The sequence below is a fragment of the Spirosoma sp. genome (assembly GCF_026391055.1).
Lineage (GTDB): Bacteria > Bacteroidota > Bacteroidia > Cytophagales > Spirosomataceae > Spirosoma.
The window spans coordinates 45,593-59,794 of record NZ_JAPLET010000030.1 but is presented as its reverse complement, the minus strand read 5'-3'; the positions used below and the strand labels follow the sequence as shown (position 1 = coordinate 59,794).

Sequence of the window (14,202 nt, the reverse complement as noted above, 5' to 3'; positions counted from 1 at the left end):
CTCCCGGCGCGTTATATCTTCATCAGTTTGAGCCCTTCATGCGCGATTTCGATGGTTTCCACGGCAATCTCGTTAGCATCCGATTTGAGGTCCGGGGCCGTTACTTTGACGGGGAAACAGCGCGTTGCCGACCAGGCTGCCACCGGAACGTGCTTTTCGTTCAGTAAGCGGATTACCACGTCGCGCCGACCATTGACCCGCTCGTTGGCGATCTCATCGAGCCAGTTGTTGTAGTCGAAGTCGCCTTCGAATTTGCCGCGTTTCATGGTGAGGTTGTTAAATTTGCGCATCCCCGGCATTTTGATTTTGTTGAAATCCTTGCTGTCGCTGTGCCGGTATTCGATGACCTCCACCTGCATATCGAGGCCGGTAACTTCGGTAAAACTGATTTTTGCGCCACCCCAGTCGACCTGAAAGTGAAAACGGGGTAATGGATATTCCTGTGCCATGTTGGTTTAGCCAGTAAAAAGGTGAACGTATAAGTTGAATGAGAAGCAGACACGAAAGCCACCCGTCAGGACTCGGCCATTTTGTGCGAGAACTTGAGAATGATGAATTCGGCGGGGCGAACGGCAGCCATGCCGATCTCAATGATCATGCGTCCTTCCAGAATGTCGAGCGGGGTCATGGTTTTGCCCAGGCCCACCGCTACGTAAAATGCGTGTTCGGGTTTGATGCCCTGCAAAGCGCCCTGCCGCCAGAGCGTGTTGAGGAAGTTCTCGATCATAGCCTGAACCTTTACCCAGGTGTTGGCGTCGTTAGGCTCGAACACAAACTGCTCACTGGCTTTTTTTACGGACTCCTCTACGAAGTTAAAAAACCGCCTGACGGGCACGTAGCGCCACTCGTTGTCGTTGCCGGCCAGCGTGCGGGCACCCCAAACCAGCGTTCCTTTTCCCGTAAATGCGCGGATGATATTGATCGACTTGCCCGAGTTGACATCCACGTTGTACTCGCCCTGCTGTTCCTGCGAAATTTTGACGCCGGGGCCAACGACCGCATTCAGGCTCACGTTGGCGGGTGCTTTCCAGACGCCCCGGTCGCGGTCGGTGGTGGCGTAAACGCCCGCAATAGCGCCCGAAGGGGGCAGCAGGTTGAAGGCTTCGGTGGCTTTGGTTACCAGGTCTTTGTACGTGCCAAAGGAAGCCATCAGCGCATCGTTGAGGGTTTTTTCGTAGTTTTTCTGGGTGTTGCTCAGAAAACGGAAAAACGTAATGGCCTCATTGGCGGCTGCTAAAGCCGGATTTAAGGCTACGGTTCCCCTTTTTTTAGCCGTATCAGCACTCGCGTAAGCCGCAGCAACATCAGCGGGGTCGGCAGCGGCAAGTAAGGCCACTCCATCGGCGAAACCCAGTAATTTGGCGGCTTTGTCTAGCTCAACCCCGGGGGTGAGCACGTTTATCGCATCGGTGGCAGGGAGAAGGGCACTCAGGTGTTTGTGATGTTTGGCTACTAGGGTCAGATCGGTCTTTGCGGTCGACTTGGCCAGGAATTTGTCAATGTCGGTTCGCAACTTAAACAGGCTATCCGTCGCTATGGGAGCTGCTGTATAACGATCCTGAATGTTGGCAAGCAATTTGACTGTAATGGTTGTGATAGCTCCCAGTTTAGTCTCAATATCTGCTTTGTTGGCATTGTCGGGCAGGGCTTTATAGTTATTCAGCGCAGCAGTCTTAAAGCTTTCAAGGGATATATCTGCCGAACTCGTAATGTCCTGTTCACTAGAAGGCAGTGTATCCACTGCCTTCTCGACATCATTTAGATTGGTAAGTAGCGTCAAAATGTCCGTGTCGGTTGTCAGCTCGCTCAACTTTATGGGGTTATTCGTTACCGCTCGTTTCAGGGTAAGATTACGGCGCAGCAGCGTTCGGGGTAGGTTGGCCTGAATCCAGGGACCGTAAGCCGCGCCGTATTTGAGGTAATTGATTCCGATTTTATCCCGAAAATCCTCAACCGTCACGGCAAAGGCATCGGTATCCGTAGACCGGGTCAGATCGCAGAGGGTAAACCGATCCTTGAGTTTATTACACTGAGCCAGCGCCTGTGTCTGGAATTTGTAGGGGCCATTGGCTGCATCCGAAACAGAATCGGGCGACAGAATAATGGTTGGCTCATCTTCCTGCTCCAGCAACAGCAGGGCCGCTTCCAGATCGGCAGAAGCTACGTTAGCCGGGTATTTCCCTGCCGAAATAATGTAGCATTTTCCTCCACCATTGGCATAAAACAGCCGCAGGCTATCGTATAAGTACAGTTTTGCGTTGGTTTCGGCTTTCAAAAACTGGTTGTTGGTATCCAGCGTAACCGTCACATTCTGAGAAGGTCCAGTACCAAAGATGGCTTCGTATTCGGCGATGGATTCGATCCGTTTTGGCTTATTGAACAACGATTCTCCGTTCTGTTCGGCCTTTTCTGTGTACCCTATAAAAGCGGGTATGGCGGTTTCTACAGCGGCTATTGAAGGCGGAAACTTGGGGATTTCCTCGACATATACCCCCGGCGTGTTATACGATGCTGCCATGGTTTGTGTGTTACTTGTTAGGAATGAGACGGTTATTTTAGAATTTTCGAAAACAGTCCCGTGATTTTTTCGGGGTTGTTGGCGTCAACGGTAAGTTGTACGTAATCGGGTGAGGGCTTGAGTTTGGTGTTGTTGTCCGGGCTGAACAGGGTCAGCGGGAGCGGGTCCGGCTCCGTGGAGAGTAGGTCGCCCGTGCGTTTGTCGATGTATTGCCAGATTGTAGACCGGTTTTTGAACCGGATCTCGAAAACGGGCGGAATAGCTTTGGGAATTCCATTCGCGACACAACTAAAATCACCATCGCCGGGCCGTTCGGCTGCGATGCTAACGAGAGTATATACGTTATCGGGAATTTCGCCGGCCAACTGGATTCCGCGTAGCCCGGTTGGCGGAAACCCATCCAGGGCCGGGGGGGCATTGATGAGTGGTACATCGTCCTGATGCACATAGACCGGCTGGGTGTTGGCCTGAGCCGCCAGTTGCTGGGTGTTGGCATCCGGCTGACTGCTCGTTAGCTGCAGTAACTTTGCCCCCGACCGCGCCAGTGATTCCACGTTAGCATTTGCGCTGGCCGCCAGAGTAGGGATTTCTTTCGATAGAAATAAGGACTTGACCCCGTTGATGGTCCGGGGAATACCGGTGAGGTTCGACAGAACGGGTACGCCAGTTTTATACCGATCATAGCTGTCGTTAGACCGGTTGTAATACTCCCGAATTGTTTGTCTGGGCAGGGTTAGGGCTGTATACTGAAAGAAGGCGGGACTTTGTACGGTCAGGATCAAATCAAACCGGGTATCGGCGGGCACCTTTGTGCCGTCGGGTACGGCGATGACGCAGCCGAGCGTCGTTGTTCGATAGACACCGCCCAGTTTTTTCAGCATCTTTTGGGTGGATTCGGTAGGGGTAAGGCTGATGAATTGCCGGACATCGTAGGTCAGCAAACGCCGGTTTTTCACGGCATCATCCAGCATGTCGAACAACATAGAGCCGTTATCCAGCCAGTAGTGGTGGAGTATTCGCAGCTCAAAAAGGCGCTTGTACCGGCTCGTTGTGCCCTCTGCCATGTTAGTTTACCGCCGGTTTTTTGTGGTAAAAATTACTAATGATCTCTGTAATGACGCCACGTTCGGGTTGCCGGGATTTGAACTTCAGATCGAGCATTCGGATAATGTAAAGTGCGAACGGATATTGCTTACCACCCAGCGTTCCCCAGAGGTGGTTGACTTCTTCCATAGATGGTGAGTATAACTCGACATTCAGTTTAAAGGACACCAACTGATCCAGTTCATTCGTCAGCGCAGGCGGGGGATTCAGCGATACCGGGTCCACACTATCCTGCGTAAACGTTTGCTGATACTGAAAAAACTGAAGCCCGCGCGACAGCATCAGCATCGCATTTATATAGTCGGTATGGGTAGCGGTAATGAGTATTTTGAGATTCAGGAATATGGGTGGATTTTCATATCTAACGCTTAGGTTACCATCATTACGGACAAAGTTTGGCGCATTCTTAAGCGTTTTATCCTCCTGAATATTGACCACTGATAGAACAAGCCGATTGCGGGGAACACCGTTCGTTGCGTTACCTGAGGCAAATCCTTCGGCCAGATTGCCCAGCACAGCCCGATTAGAACTCGCATCAGAAGGTTGGGGTGAGTCGTAGGCCGTCAGATGCCTGTTCAACTCATTCATGAGAATACTTAAGGCGTGGGCAATCATGTCGTTTTATACTATGATAGAATCGGTAACGAAAAGGTTGGTCGTATTAACTGTTAATATCATGAGGATGAACATAATTCATGATCTTGCTCCTGCCTGTATACTTTGATCAAACGGTTAAAAAACTGTATAAAAGCAATTTTTAAGAGAATATATCCGTGAGTGCCTTTGATTTGCAATTGATTGCTTTAATACTGATATTGTCCCTTCTGAAGAGACAATGCTTTCGCGAAGCACCAGTTATAAAGACAAGCGATGGGAGTTGCCTAGTTAGTCAGTATAGTGCTCAGTGAGTTACATAAATGTCTATAGAATAAGTATATATTATTTTTTTAGAATATATTAGTATACTGTTTTAATGTATTCGTTGCTTTGTTTTTTATAAAATTGGGCATTGGTTAAATAAAGTTCCGTTAATATATTAAAGGACCTGTTTTAGTTGCTACTTTTATACTTGGTTTACAGCTTGCCCCGGCGAGCGATTTATAAGCCTTATTTAGCTACTCATCGATTATTTACAGTGCTGTCTGCCAATCCTGTTAGTGACACTAATTTGAGTGTACTGCCGGGAACCATGGCAGTCGGCTTATTAAACTATTAACTACAATGGCTTACTCGACAATCCGGAGTTTATGGCCAATTGATCAAATTAACTTCAGACAGTTATTCCTTCTCCTCTTTTTGCTGTTTTTGGGTGACTTCGTTGCCGAAGCCGGTGAACAGCCCGTTGCCCTTCGCGGCACGCTTGATCTAAGAAAAGTGGATTTCATGAAGCAGATCATTCCGTTGCAGGGGCAATGGAAGTGGTACTGGCACCAGCTTCGCTCACCCAATCAGCCCGAATCGACAGCTGAATACGTTGACTTTCCCCAACAGTGGTCTGCCGGTACATGGCAGCAGCAGCCGCTGCCCCGCCAGGGGTTTGCTACTTACTGCCTCACCGTTTTGCTGCCTGCCAACCACGCACCGCTTTCGTTGAAACTACCGGATCAAAATACCGCTTACCGGTTATTTGTTAACAGTAGGGAGCTGGCTCACGACGGAAACCCAACAACATCGGCCGCTACAACAATACCCCGCTGGTCAACACAATTAATACCGTTGGCTGCTTCTGGCGATACCCTCAGGCTTCTTCTGCAACTGGCCAATTATCAGCATGCCAAAGGTGGAACTACAAAAGCCATTACCCTTGGCGAATCGACGCAACTGGCCTCCGGCCTGGCAATGGATCAGGCTATGGCTGTATTTCTGACGGGCTTTGTCCTGATGAGCGGCTTGTTTTTTCTGGGCTTGTTTGCGTTTAGCTCCATGGATCGGCCCATGCTCTATTATGGCCTGTTCTGTCTAGCCTACAGCTATCGGGTGATAGGAACCGACTCCTATGTGCTCCATACCCTGTTTCCACAGATACCCTGGTTTGTCAGTATCCGCTTCGAATATGGGTCGCTGTACCTGGCAATAGGGCTCTTTGTCAAGTACACACAGTCGTTATACCCCCGTGATACGCACCCGCCTATCGTCAGGGTAATGGCCTGGCTCTGTTTTGCTTTTGCTGGTACGGTGCTGTTTCTGCCGCCAATGCTGTTTACCCGCCTGATGGACCCATTTCTGGGGCTGATGGTCACCTACATCGGGTATGCGATTTATGTGTACTGGATGGCCTTTCGCCGGAAGCGGCCGGGGGCAACGTTTTCGCTGATGAGCACCGGACTCTTGCTAACCGTTTTTACCCTGATTCTTGTTCAGTATTTCGGATTTGCGGCCCCCTTACAGATAGAACTGTTTGTGGGATATATAGGCTTCTTCTTCCTGCAATCGCTGGTATTGGCTTTTCGGTTTACCTATGCACTGAACGAAGCACGCTATACCGAAAAACAGTTTCTGGCGAACATGAGCCATGAGATTCGTACACCCCTTAATGCCATTCTGGGCTTCTCGGAAATGCTGGAGTCAGCTCCTCTCAATGAAGAACAGAAAGAATCGCTGCACTACATTCGCACAGCGGGCAAGAACCTGCTCACTATTGTCAACGACATTCTGGATATTGCTAAAATTGAAGCCGGTATGCTGCCATTGGAGTCTATTCCGTTCAGCATCAGTGCTCTGTCCGATTCGATTCGAACCATGATTCAGCCGGTAGCGACGGATAAAAACCTGTCGCTGGTGGTAGAAACGGATCCAACGCTGCCAGCCATTGTGTTGGGCGACCCTACCCGACTGACCCAGATTCTGCTCAATTTGCTCAGTAATGCGGTTAAATTCACTTCACAGGGCAGTGTAACGGCGCAGATTATCAACGCAGGTGAAACCGCCGATTCGGTCCGTATACGTTTTTCGGTACTGGATACGGGTATCGGCATGGCAGCGGAGGTATTGCCGCATATTTTTGAACGGTTCCGGCAGGCTAACGACTTCACCACCCGGTATTACGGAGGTACGGGGCTGGGCCTGAGTATCGTCAAATCACTGACGGAGATGCAGGGGGGCTGGGTAACTGTTTCGAGCGTGCTGGGCAAAGGGTCCTGTTTTACGCTGGAAATTCCCTACAAGCTGGCCGCTAACCCACAGGAGCCAACGGTAGATTTGTCGGTAGAGCCCCAACTGGCAGCTACACAGAATGTCCGGATTCTGGTGGTAGAAGATAACCTTATAAACCAGAAACTGGCTCAGCAGGTACTCAAACGCTTCGGCTACTCCATCCAGATTGCAGAGAACGGACAGGAGGCTCTCGACCTGTTGAAGAAATCGCAGTACGATCTGATACTGATGGATATTCAGATGCCCGTTATGGACGGATATACAACTACCCGTCATATTCGTACCACCCTGCAAAGTTCCGTACCTATTATTGCCATGACCGCTCATGCCCTGGCCAGCGAGCGTGAGCAGTGTTTGCAGGCGGGTATGAACGACTTCATTCCAAAGCCGTTTCAACTTGATGAATTACAGCGAATTATGCGTAAATACCTTCCCTCGGCCCTGAAGGCTGTACCGGCTGAGCAGGATAAGCCAGAATCTATCCCGGCAACTGGTTTTATACTTGAGCCGCTATTGCTTTCGGTGGATAACGATCTGGCGTTTGCGGCTGAAGTATTGAGCCTGTTTTTAAGTCAGACCAGCCTTGAACTCGGTCAGATTAAACAGGCTATGGCCCATGACGACAACGCCACGATCGGACGTCTGATTCATACCCAGAAGGTAGCCATTCGGACCTTCGGTCTGACACAGATCAGCCAGTTGATTGACTCGCTCGAAGCCCGTCTGGCTGCGGGCAACGACCCCGTTCAGATCAATCTGCTGGTGAAGCAGTATGTGGCAGCGCTCGAAGCCGAATTGCCGGTGATGCAGCATGTTTTATCGAATCTGCAAAAAGATAGTGTAGCTGACTGATGTAAGTTGAAAGAGCACATTATCTGAGTTGACCTGTTGTAACAGCAATAATGCTAAACGTTAGTTTACTTTAAAATGAACGGGATGAATGAGCCATTAAAGCCTGATCCACGGGCCACCGGCCGACTCAACGGAAAGCCATTGCAGGGTATGTTTATCCTGCTGGTGGAGGATTATCCACTTAATGTACTCTTTGCCCGGCGGCTACTGGAAGGCTGGGGCAGCAGCGTTGATGTAGCCGCTAACGGACAGGATGCTCTGGATCTATTGAATTCCGACAAGCATAAACTTGTTTTAATGGACTTACAGATGCCCGTTATGGATGGCTATGAGTCGGCCCGGCGCATGCGGGAACGGGGCGAAACCATTCCCATCATTGCGCTCACGGCCGATACAAATCCAGACGTCGACCAGCACATACAAACCCATGGGCTGAACGGCGTTCTGACCAAGCCTCTCCAGCCTGAACCTCTGCTTGACCTTATTCTGTCGCTGGCCTGATTCAAGGCTCAGCTAGCGCGAACGGCTTAGCTGAAAAGGCTCTATCGAAAAGCTGGTTCTGTTCTGAAGGGCTAATTCAGCCAGAATCTGCCCAACGGCTGCCGAGTGTTTGAAGCCGTGCCCTGAACAGGCCGAAGCCAGCAGTACGTCGGGATGGTCCGGATGCTGGTCGATGATAAAATCGCCGTTTGGGGTCATCGTATACAGGCATACAACGGACTTGACACAGGCCGGACCCACCCCTATGAAGTTGGGCGCAACGTGCTCTTCGTACATACGTCGTGTTTCGGCTTCGCTGACAGTGCGGTCTACAACCTGCGGACTAGTTGCGTGGTCGTAAGTTTCGGTGGCAATTTTCAAGCCACCAGCGGGACCGCCCACTGCCGGGAATCCGTACAGGTCGCGCTCGCTCAGAATAAATACAGGTAGCTTATCCGGCGTATACTGCGTATAGTCGCCCTCAATAGCGAACCAGTACAGCACCTGCCGGTATACAGTAAGCAACTCCTGATAAGGCGTATGGCGCAACGACTCCCTAATCCAGGACCCGGTGGTTAAAATCAGCTTGCGGGTTTGGTAAACGCCCTGCTCCGTCCGAACGGTAATGCCCGTTTTCGTCGCGTCAAAAGCGACCATCCGTTCGTTGATCCGGACAGATGCCCCATACTGCTGGGCCTGTTCCAACTGAACAGAAATGCATCGCTCCGGCTTCAGATAACCGGCCTCTTCTTCATAATATCCAATATCGCCGGGGCAGTACCTAAACTGCGGAAACTCCCGCCGAAGAGCAGCATGATCCAGCAGCCGATGGGTGATACCAAATTGTTCGGCGGCCCGAATGGTGGTGGTAAGCCAGCCGGGCTTATTGTGCATCTGAACGGGTGAGTGTTCCTGCCCAATAAATAGCCCGCCCGTAATAGTCAATAATTGGTCGCCGGTCCGCTGTTCGAGTTCGCGCCAGATGTCATAGGAGCGAAGGGCCAGCGGTACAAAGTGAGCCCCTTCGCCAATGGCCTGCCGGGTAATGCGGGTGTCGCCGTGCGTAGAACCCAGGGTGTGCGGTGGTGCAAACTGATCGAGGCCGAGTACATTAGGGGTCTGTTTGGCAAGCTGGTAGAGGGCTGCACTGCCCATAGCGCCTAATCCAACAACAATCGCATCAAAGATCATACGGGTTAACGGCTAATCAGAAGTTTACGCGGTAATAGAATACGGGCAGAAAACCAAGCTGGTACTCCTGCTTCACAAAGGTACCGTCGGGTTGGGGCGCATAGCTGAGTGACAGCAGATTTTTAATACCAAGCACATTCACGAAATCGACAGCGATGGTATGCGTAAGCCGCTGTCGGTTGATCTTATAGTCGATCTTGATGTCGAACCGGCGGTAAGGGGCAAACTGGAGACTGTTGCGCGTAGCACTGGCAAAGACGATCTCCTGATTCCGGCGGGAAGCGGCCTCATCGACGGGACCATACCAGCGTCCGCCGGTAGCAGTAAATTTAGCGCCCACGTTCAGGCTGGATCGCTTGAAGGGTATCTCTTTGGCGAACAGGGCGTTGAATGCGTATTTGCCATTAAAGTCGGTATTCCGCCAGACGTTGTCCGACCCTTTATAGCGGGCATCAAACAGCGAACCCGTTACCATAAAGTAGTAGTTGTTACTGAAAAACTTCTCCAGCGTTAGTTCTACCCCGTAGTTTTGTCCGACGCCCGTGTTTACCAGCGCGCCGGGGAAGATGCGAGAGAAAGCCGCGCCGGTGTTCAGCATGGAGAACGACGATGCTAACCGCTCAACGGGCACATTGAACAACCGCTGGTAATAGGTTTCGAGCAACAACCGCATATTCTGGCCCAGCAGGCGGTTGTAACTCGCCACATAATGCCAGCTTTTGGTCAGCCCTATCGCCCGGTTTTCTTCCACCAGTGGGGCCGGGTAGGCCGATGAAGCTAAGTTTAGCGTTTTGTAAAAATACGTGTAGGTGGGTTGCATCTGGCTGTGCAGGCCAACTGCAACGCTCAGTTTCTGGCGGTTGGGCAGGTCATAACTCAGGCCTAGGCGGGGCTCAACGGGCGACGAACTTTTGGCATTCAGGGTTAGGAACAGGGCGTTTAGTCCAGCCGTCAGGGTAAGATTGCTGCTCAGGCGGGTGCGGTAACTGGCGTAGGGTTGCAGCAGTGCAAAAGTCTCGTTGGCACCCCAGCGCGTTTGCCATCCCGTGAAGCGCGTGGAGGTTGGCAGCTCGAAGGTCCGCACACTGTCGAAGGCCGAGAAATTGTAGACGTCAGTGTTCAGACCCACTTTAAGCGTACTTCGAGCGCCGGTTTTATGGTTGACAAAAGACGAGAGCGTATAACGGACTTCTTTAAAACGGTAGTCCAGAATGGGGCGCAGGGAGTCGACCACAAACCGGCTGTTCTGCACAATTGGGTTACCGCTACCATCTTTTCGCAAGAAGAGATAATCATGGTTAGCATCCTGCACATTACCCGAAACGGCTAATGTCGTCTTCCAGAATGTCTGTTTGCTGACCGGTCGGGTGTAGGTCAAACCAGCCACGCCCATGCGCGAGGTATAGTACTGGTCGCGGTCGTTCTGCCCGAAAATATTGCGGTCGTCGGCTTTCTGCTGGCTCACCAGAATATCGACCGTGCTGGTGCCGCCCAGTGCCCAAAGCGCAATGCTTCCGGCGGGGGCGCCCGTGCGGGTCGTCAGCGGGAAATTGAGCCGGAAAAAGCCATCCTGATACGAAGGCACTGCCTGGGTACCGATGTCCAGCCCGATTTTATTGAAAAGACCAAGATTGGCGTACCGGAACGAGGCCATGTACGAAGCCCCCGACATGGCCTTACCGGCCTTGCGGGATACGGGGCCTTCGACCATTGCTTCAGTACCTAAAAAGCCGAACTGTACCGTTCTTTCGTGTTTCTCGTTGTTGCCGTTACGGAGTTTAAGGTCAAATACCCCGGCCACCGTGTTGCCAAATTCGGCGGGGAAAGCGCCCGTAAAAAAGTCGGAGTTGGCCAGATACCGGTTATTGATGATGCTCACCGGCCCGCCCGAAGTTCCGGCAATAGCGAAGTGGTTGGGGTTGGGAATGCTAACGCCCTCCAGCCGCCAGAGTACGCCCTGCGGGGAGTTGCCCCGGATCACGATGTCGTTGCGCGAATCGTCGGCTCCCTGCACCCCGGCGAAGTTAGACGCCATACGGGCGGGTTCGCCACGGCTACCGGCGTACCGGTCGGCTTCATCGACGGTAAACTGCCGCGCCGACACTACGGCCATGTCGTTGCGGGCCTCGCCCGTGCGCTGCGCCCGAACCGTTACAGAACTCAACAGTTGAACGCTTTCTTCCAGTTCGATATCCAGAATGGTTTCGCGACCCGCGTCGATAATGATGTTGTTGAGCAGCACATCTTTATACCCCACGAGCGAAACGCGCACCGTTCGTCGGCCAACGGGGACTTTAGGGATGCGGTATGCACCGGCGGTGTCGCTGACATTGCCTAACGACTGATCAACTATCTGAATGGTTGCGCCCACGAGCGGGTATTTGGATTCGTTGTCGACTACCCGGCCCCGGAGCGTTTGAGTGAGCTGGGCGTGGCAGTGAAAAGACAGGAGGAAGACAATAAGAAGAAGAGGTAGTTTTATGAATTTCATGATGGGATATTGATTCGTGAAAGTTAGGCGGAATTAAACTAAATGGATGCGAAACTATCGGAATTGCACTCGTAGACCAGTGTAACAAGGATAAAAGGGATATATTGGGAACAACCAAAAAACGCATACTACGAGCGAACCTGCTTCGCTTCTTTACTGGTCTCACATAGTACTTCACGCTGTAAAGGGCATTGGGGGCATTTTCCAGCGACACGTACTATACGAGGTGGTATAGCCGTTCCGGTTAAGGAAGCATTTCGACCAGTCGAGGTAGAGCAGATGACTGGTTTTGTTAAAGAGTAAAAATCGCATACGGCCGCCCTCTCCCAACAGGTTATATAGAACTTTCAGGTCGTCATTTTTATAGACGAAATCGTTGTCGACGACTTTCACCTGATCCGATTGCAGCTTTGTAACATGGTATACCGATGGGCCGCAACCCGACATGTAAAGTAGAAGAAGGAGAAACGTAACATTTTTCATTAGGCAACCAAAAGAGGAATACAGTAGTGGATGGCTGTTTTATCCGTTTTATGGATCAAAATTGAAGACGTAAGCTTACACAAGCCAGTTGCAGTTGAGTAACGGGGGGCTTGAGTTGATCAACGGGGGCATTTGGCTCATAATAGGCCTGTAAGAAACGCCCGGCTACAGTCTGTGAGGTAACGCGTCGGGTTGCCCATCGCTTAAACAAAGTGCAGTCCTGCCTTGTCTATGCAGAAGCGAGTGCTCCCGATCAGGCACGGCTCAGTCACTTAGTCTATTGCCTATGTTTATCACCAGCCACCCAACGGTAGCCATTGGCCTCTGTCTGTTTACCATGCTTTGCTGGGGTTCCTGGGCCAATGCACAGAAATACGTTACCCAATCGTCGCCATTATATGTGTTTTATCGCGACTACGTCTATGGTATTCTCCTGGCATCGTTGCTGATCGGGTTTACGCTGGGCAGCTTTGGCGAACAGGGCCGCTCACTGGTCACTGATCTACAGCAAGCACAAGTGAGTAGTTTGCTGATTGCGCTGGCGGCTGGTGTGGTGTTTAACATCGGCAACATGCTGCTAACAGTTGGCATCAGCGTGGCCGGTATTTCTATTGCCATGCCCGTGGGTACGGGCTTGTCCCTTGCCATCGGACTTGTTATCAATTACCTGGCTGAGCCCAAAGGAAGCATTCCACTGCTGGTGGCCGGTGCAGCCGCCATTCTGGTTGCCATGGTATTCAGCGCGCTGGCGTACCGAACCAAACAGGGTAAGGAAGATACTGGCGCGTCATCGGCCAATAACCGTGGCATCTGGATTGCGCTGGCTGGTGGATTGGTAGCGGGTTTTTTCTTCCGCATCACGGCTGAGTCGCTGGTTACCGATCTGGAAAGCCCCGAGTCAGGGTTGTTAACGCCCTATACGAGTCTGTTACTGTTTGCCGTGGGCGTCAACCTGAGCAATCCAATGATAGAGTATCTGGTCCGGCGTTTTTTGCAGACCGAAGAACAGGGTCAGCCTTCGTACCGCCAAACGCCATTCAACGTACACCTGGCTGGTCTGGGTGGGGGCGTAATCTGGGGCCTGGGCATGATCACGCTGCTACTGGGCACCGGGCAGGCGGGCGATGCCGTATCGTATGGACTCAGCCAGGGTGCTACGATTGTATCTGTCCTTTGGGGGCTGTTTGTCTGGCATGAGTTTAAGGATGCCCCTCCTAAGGCCAGTCGCTACCTCTGGCTAATGGGTACCACATACGTGGTAGGTCTGGTGCTTATTGTGCTGGCCCGGGCGTAAGCAAGAGCCTCCGGTAACGTCAGCGGTCACTCGGTCCAGTAGGTCCGAAGCATGGAAAAGCGCTCCCGCCATTCGTCGTACGTAAAGGGTTTGATAATGTACGAGTTGCTGGAATGAGTAAGCGCACTCTCAATATCGTCGGGGTTATTGGAGCGGCTAATGATAACTGTAGGAATAGCTCCGTATACCGGATGCTGCTTGATTTTTTGCAGAATACTGAGGCCCGATTGTGCAGAAGGTAGGTATAAGTCTACCAAAATTAAGCGGGGTAAGTCGATTTCACGCTGAACGCATTTGTTTAGATAAGGCATCACCCGGGTGGAGTCAGAAATCCAGATCACCTGCGTGATGGGAAAGTGCTGAAGTAATGCCCATCGAATCAGGAACCACTCATCTGCATTATCCTCAATAACAAGAATTGTTGGTTTAGGTGATTTAACCTGCCTGTTGGCCTGAGGGTCTTCAGGCTGAGATACCGTAGGGGCTCGTGACAGGTACGTTTCATACACTCGGCTCCGATACAGTGCCAGCCAGCTCTCAAAGTTCTGTAATGTTGTCTGATCTTCGTCTGTATTCGAGTCGTTCTCCGAAGCCATACGTTGCGCTAATTATAGGTTTTGTGCGTTCTTCGTCTAT

At 51.5% G+C, this 14,202-nt stretch carries 11 protein-coding genes; 3 read left to right on the top strand and 8 right to left on the bottom strand.

Features of this window, described 5'->3' with window-relative positions; all coding sequences use genetic code 11:
* Positions 1-11: 11 nt before the first annotated feature.
* From NT073_RS29395 to NT073_RS29380, 4 genes are all read right to left on the bottom strand, one after another.
* Positions 12-449 carry a phage tail protein gene (locus NT073_RS29395; RefSeq protein ID WP_297381272.1) on the bottom strand — a complete coding sequence of 146 codons (438 nt, stop codon included), beginning with the start codon at positions 447-449 and terminating at the stop codon, positions 12-14.
* A gap of 65 nt (positions 450-514) precedes the next feature.
* Positions 515-2,518: a phage tail sheath C-terminal domain-containing protein gene (locus NT073_RS29390; protein ID WP_297381269.1), complete on the bottom strand. Its 2,004-nt coding sequence runs from the start codon at positions 2,516-2,518 to the stop codon at positions 515-517.
* Between the two features lie 32 nt (positions 2,519-2,550).
* Positions 2,551-3,582, bottom strand: coding sequence for a hypothetical protein (locus NT073_RS29385; protein ID WP_297381266.1), 1,032 nt, complete (start codon positions 3,580-3,582; stop codon positions 2,551-2,553).
* 1 nt (position 3,583) lies between these two features.
* Positions 3,584-4,237, bottom strand: a complete 654-nt coding sequence (locus NT073_RS29380) for a DUF4255 domain-containing protein (protein ID WP_297381264.1) — start codon at positions 4,235-4,237, stop codon at positions 3,584-3,586.
* 606 nt (positions 4,238-4,843) lie between these two features.
* Between NT073_RS29380 and NT073_RS29375 the strand changes: the two genes are divergently transcribed.
* A complete protein-coding gene (locus tag NT073_RS29375) occupies positions 4,844-7,627 on the top strand; it encodes a response regulator (protein WP_297381261.1) in 2,784 nt (927 codons plus the stop codon).
* Between the two features lie 84 nt (positions 7,628-7,711).
* Positions 7,712-8,128 carry a response regulator gene (locus tag NT073_RS29370; RefSeq protein WP_297381257.1) on the top strand — a complete coding sequence of 139 codons (417 nt, stop codon included), beginning with the start codon at positions 7,712-7,714 and terminating at the stop codon, positions 8,126-8,128.
* 12 nt (positions 8,129-8,140) lie between these two features.
* Here NT073_RS29370 and solA read toward each other — a convergent pair whose 3' ends face one another.
* The 3 genes from solA to NT073_RS29355 all read right to left on the bottom strand — a co-directional run bounded on the left by solA (position 8,141) and on the right by NT073_RS29355 (position 12,272).
* The gene (gene solA, locus NT073_RS29365; RefSeq protein WP_297381254.1) at positions 8,141-9,298 is read right to left on the bottom strand and encodes an N-methyl-L-tryptophan oxidase; all 1,158 of its coding nucleotides are present in this window, start codon (positions 9,296-9,298) and stop codon (positions 8,141-8,143) included.
* Positions 9,299-9,314: 16 nt separating this feature from the next.
* Positions 9,315-11,789 (bottom strand): TonB-dependent receptor, encoded by a 2,475-nt coding sequence (locus NT073_RS29360; protein WP_297381252.1) that lies wholly within the window; start codon positions 11,787-11,789, stop codon positions 9,315-9,317.
* 174 nt (positions 11,790-11,963) lie between these two features.
* Complete coding sequence (locus NT073_RS29355; protein ID WP_297381250.1) at positions 11,964-12,272, bottom strand: hypothetical protein; 309 nt, start codon at positions 12,270-12,272, stop codon at positions 11,964-11,966.
* 286 nt (positions 12,273-12,558) lie between these two features.
* Here NT073_RS29355 and NT073_RS29350 point away from each other — a divergent pair, with 286 nt between their 5' ends.
* The gene (locus NT073_RS29350; protein WP_297381248.1) at positions 12,559-13,566 is read left to right on the top strand and encodes a GRP family sugar transporter; all 1,008 of its coding nucleotides are present in this window, start codon (positions 12,559-12,561) and stop codon (positions 13,564-13,566) included.
* Between the two features lie 26 nt (positions 13,567-13,592).
* Here the strand turns inward: NT073_RS29350 and NT073_RS29345 are convergent, their stop codons facing one another.
* Positions 13,593-14,162, bottom strand: a complete 570-nt coding sequence (locus NT073_RS29345) for a response regulator (protein ID WP_297381245.1) — start codon at positions 14,160-14,162, stop codon at positions 13,593-13,595.
* Positions 14,163-14,202 lie beyond the last annotated feature (40 nt).

What these genes read in the sequence shown, in the direction of transcription:
- NT073_RS29385 (WP_297381266.1), bottom strand. Translation starts at nt 3,582, where the DNA reads ATGGCAGAGGGCACAACGAGCCGGTACAAGCGCCTTTTTGAGCTGCGA.
- NT073_RS29355 (WP_297381250.1), bottom strand. Translation starts at nt 12,272, where the DNA reads ATGAAAAATGTTACGTTTCTCCTTCTTCTACTTTACATGTCGGGTTGC.
- NT073_RS29345 (WP_297381245.1), bottom strand. Translation starts at nt 14,162, where the DNA reads ATGGCTTCGGAGAACGACTCGAATACAGACGAAGATCAGACAACATTA.
- NT073_RS29350 (WP_297381248.1), top strand. Translation starts at nt 12,559, where the DNA reads ATGTTTATCACCAGCCACCCAACGGTAGCCATTGGCCTCTGTCTGTTT.
- NT073_RS29395 (WP_297381272.1), bottom strand. Translation starts at nt 449, where the DNA reads ATGGCACAGGAATATCCATTACCCCGTTTTCACTTTCAGGTCGACTGG.
- NT073_RS29370 (WP_297381257.1), top strand. Translation starts at nt 7,712, where the DNA reads ATGAATGAGCCATTAAAGCCTGATCCACGGGCCACCGGCCGACTCAAC.
- NT073_RS29380 (WP_297381264.1), bottom strand. Translation starts at nt 4,237, where the DNA reads ATGATTGCCCACGCCTTAAGTATTCTCATGAATGAGTTGAACAGGCAT.
- solA (WP_297381254.1), bottom strand. Translation starts at nt 9,298, where the DNA reads ATGATCTTTGATGCGATTGTTGTTGGATTAGGCGCTATGGGCAGTGCA.
- NT073_RS29375 (WP_297381261.1), top strand. Translation starts at nt 4,844, where the DNA reads ATGGCTTACTCGACAATCCGGAGTTTATGGCCAATTGATCAAATTAAC.
- NT073_RS29360 (WP_297381252.1), bottom strand. Translation starts at nt 11,789, where the DNA reads ATGAAATTCATAAAACTACCTCTTCTTCTTATTGTCTTCCTCCTGTCT.
- NT073_RS29390 (WP_297381269.1), bottom strand. Translation starts at nt 2,518, where the DNA reads ATGGCAGCATCGTATAACACGCCGGGGGTATATGTCGAGGAAATCCCC.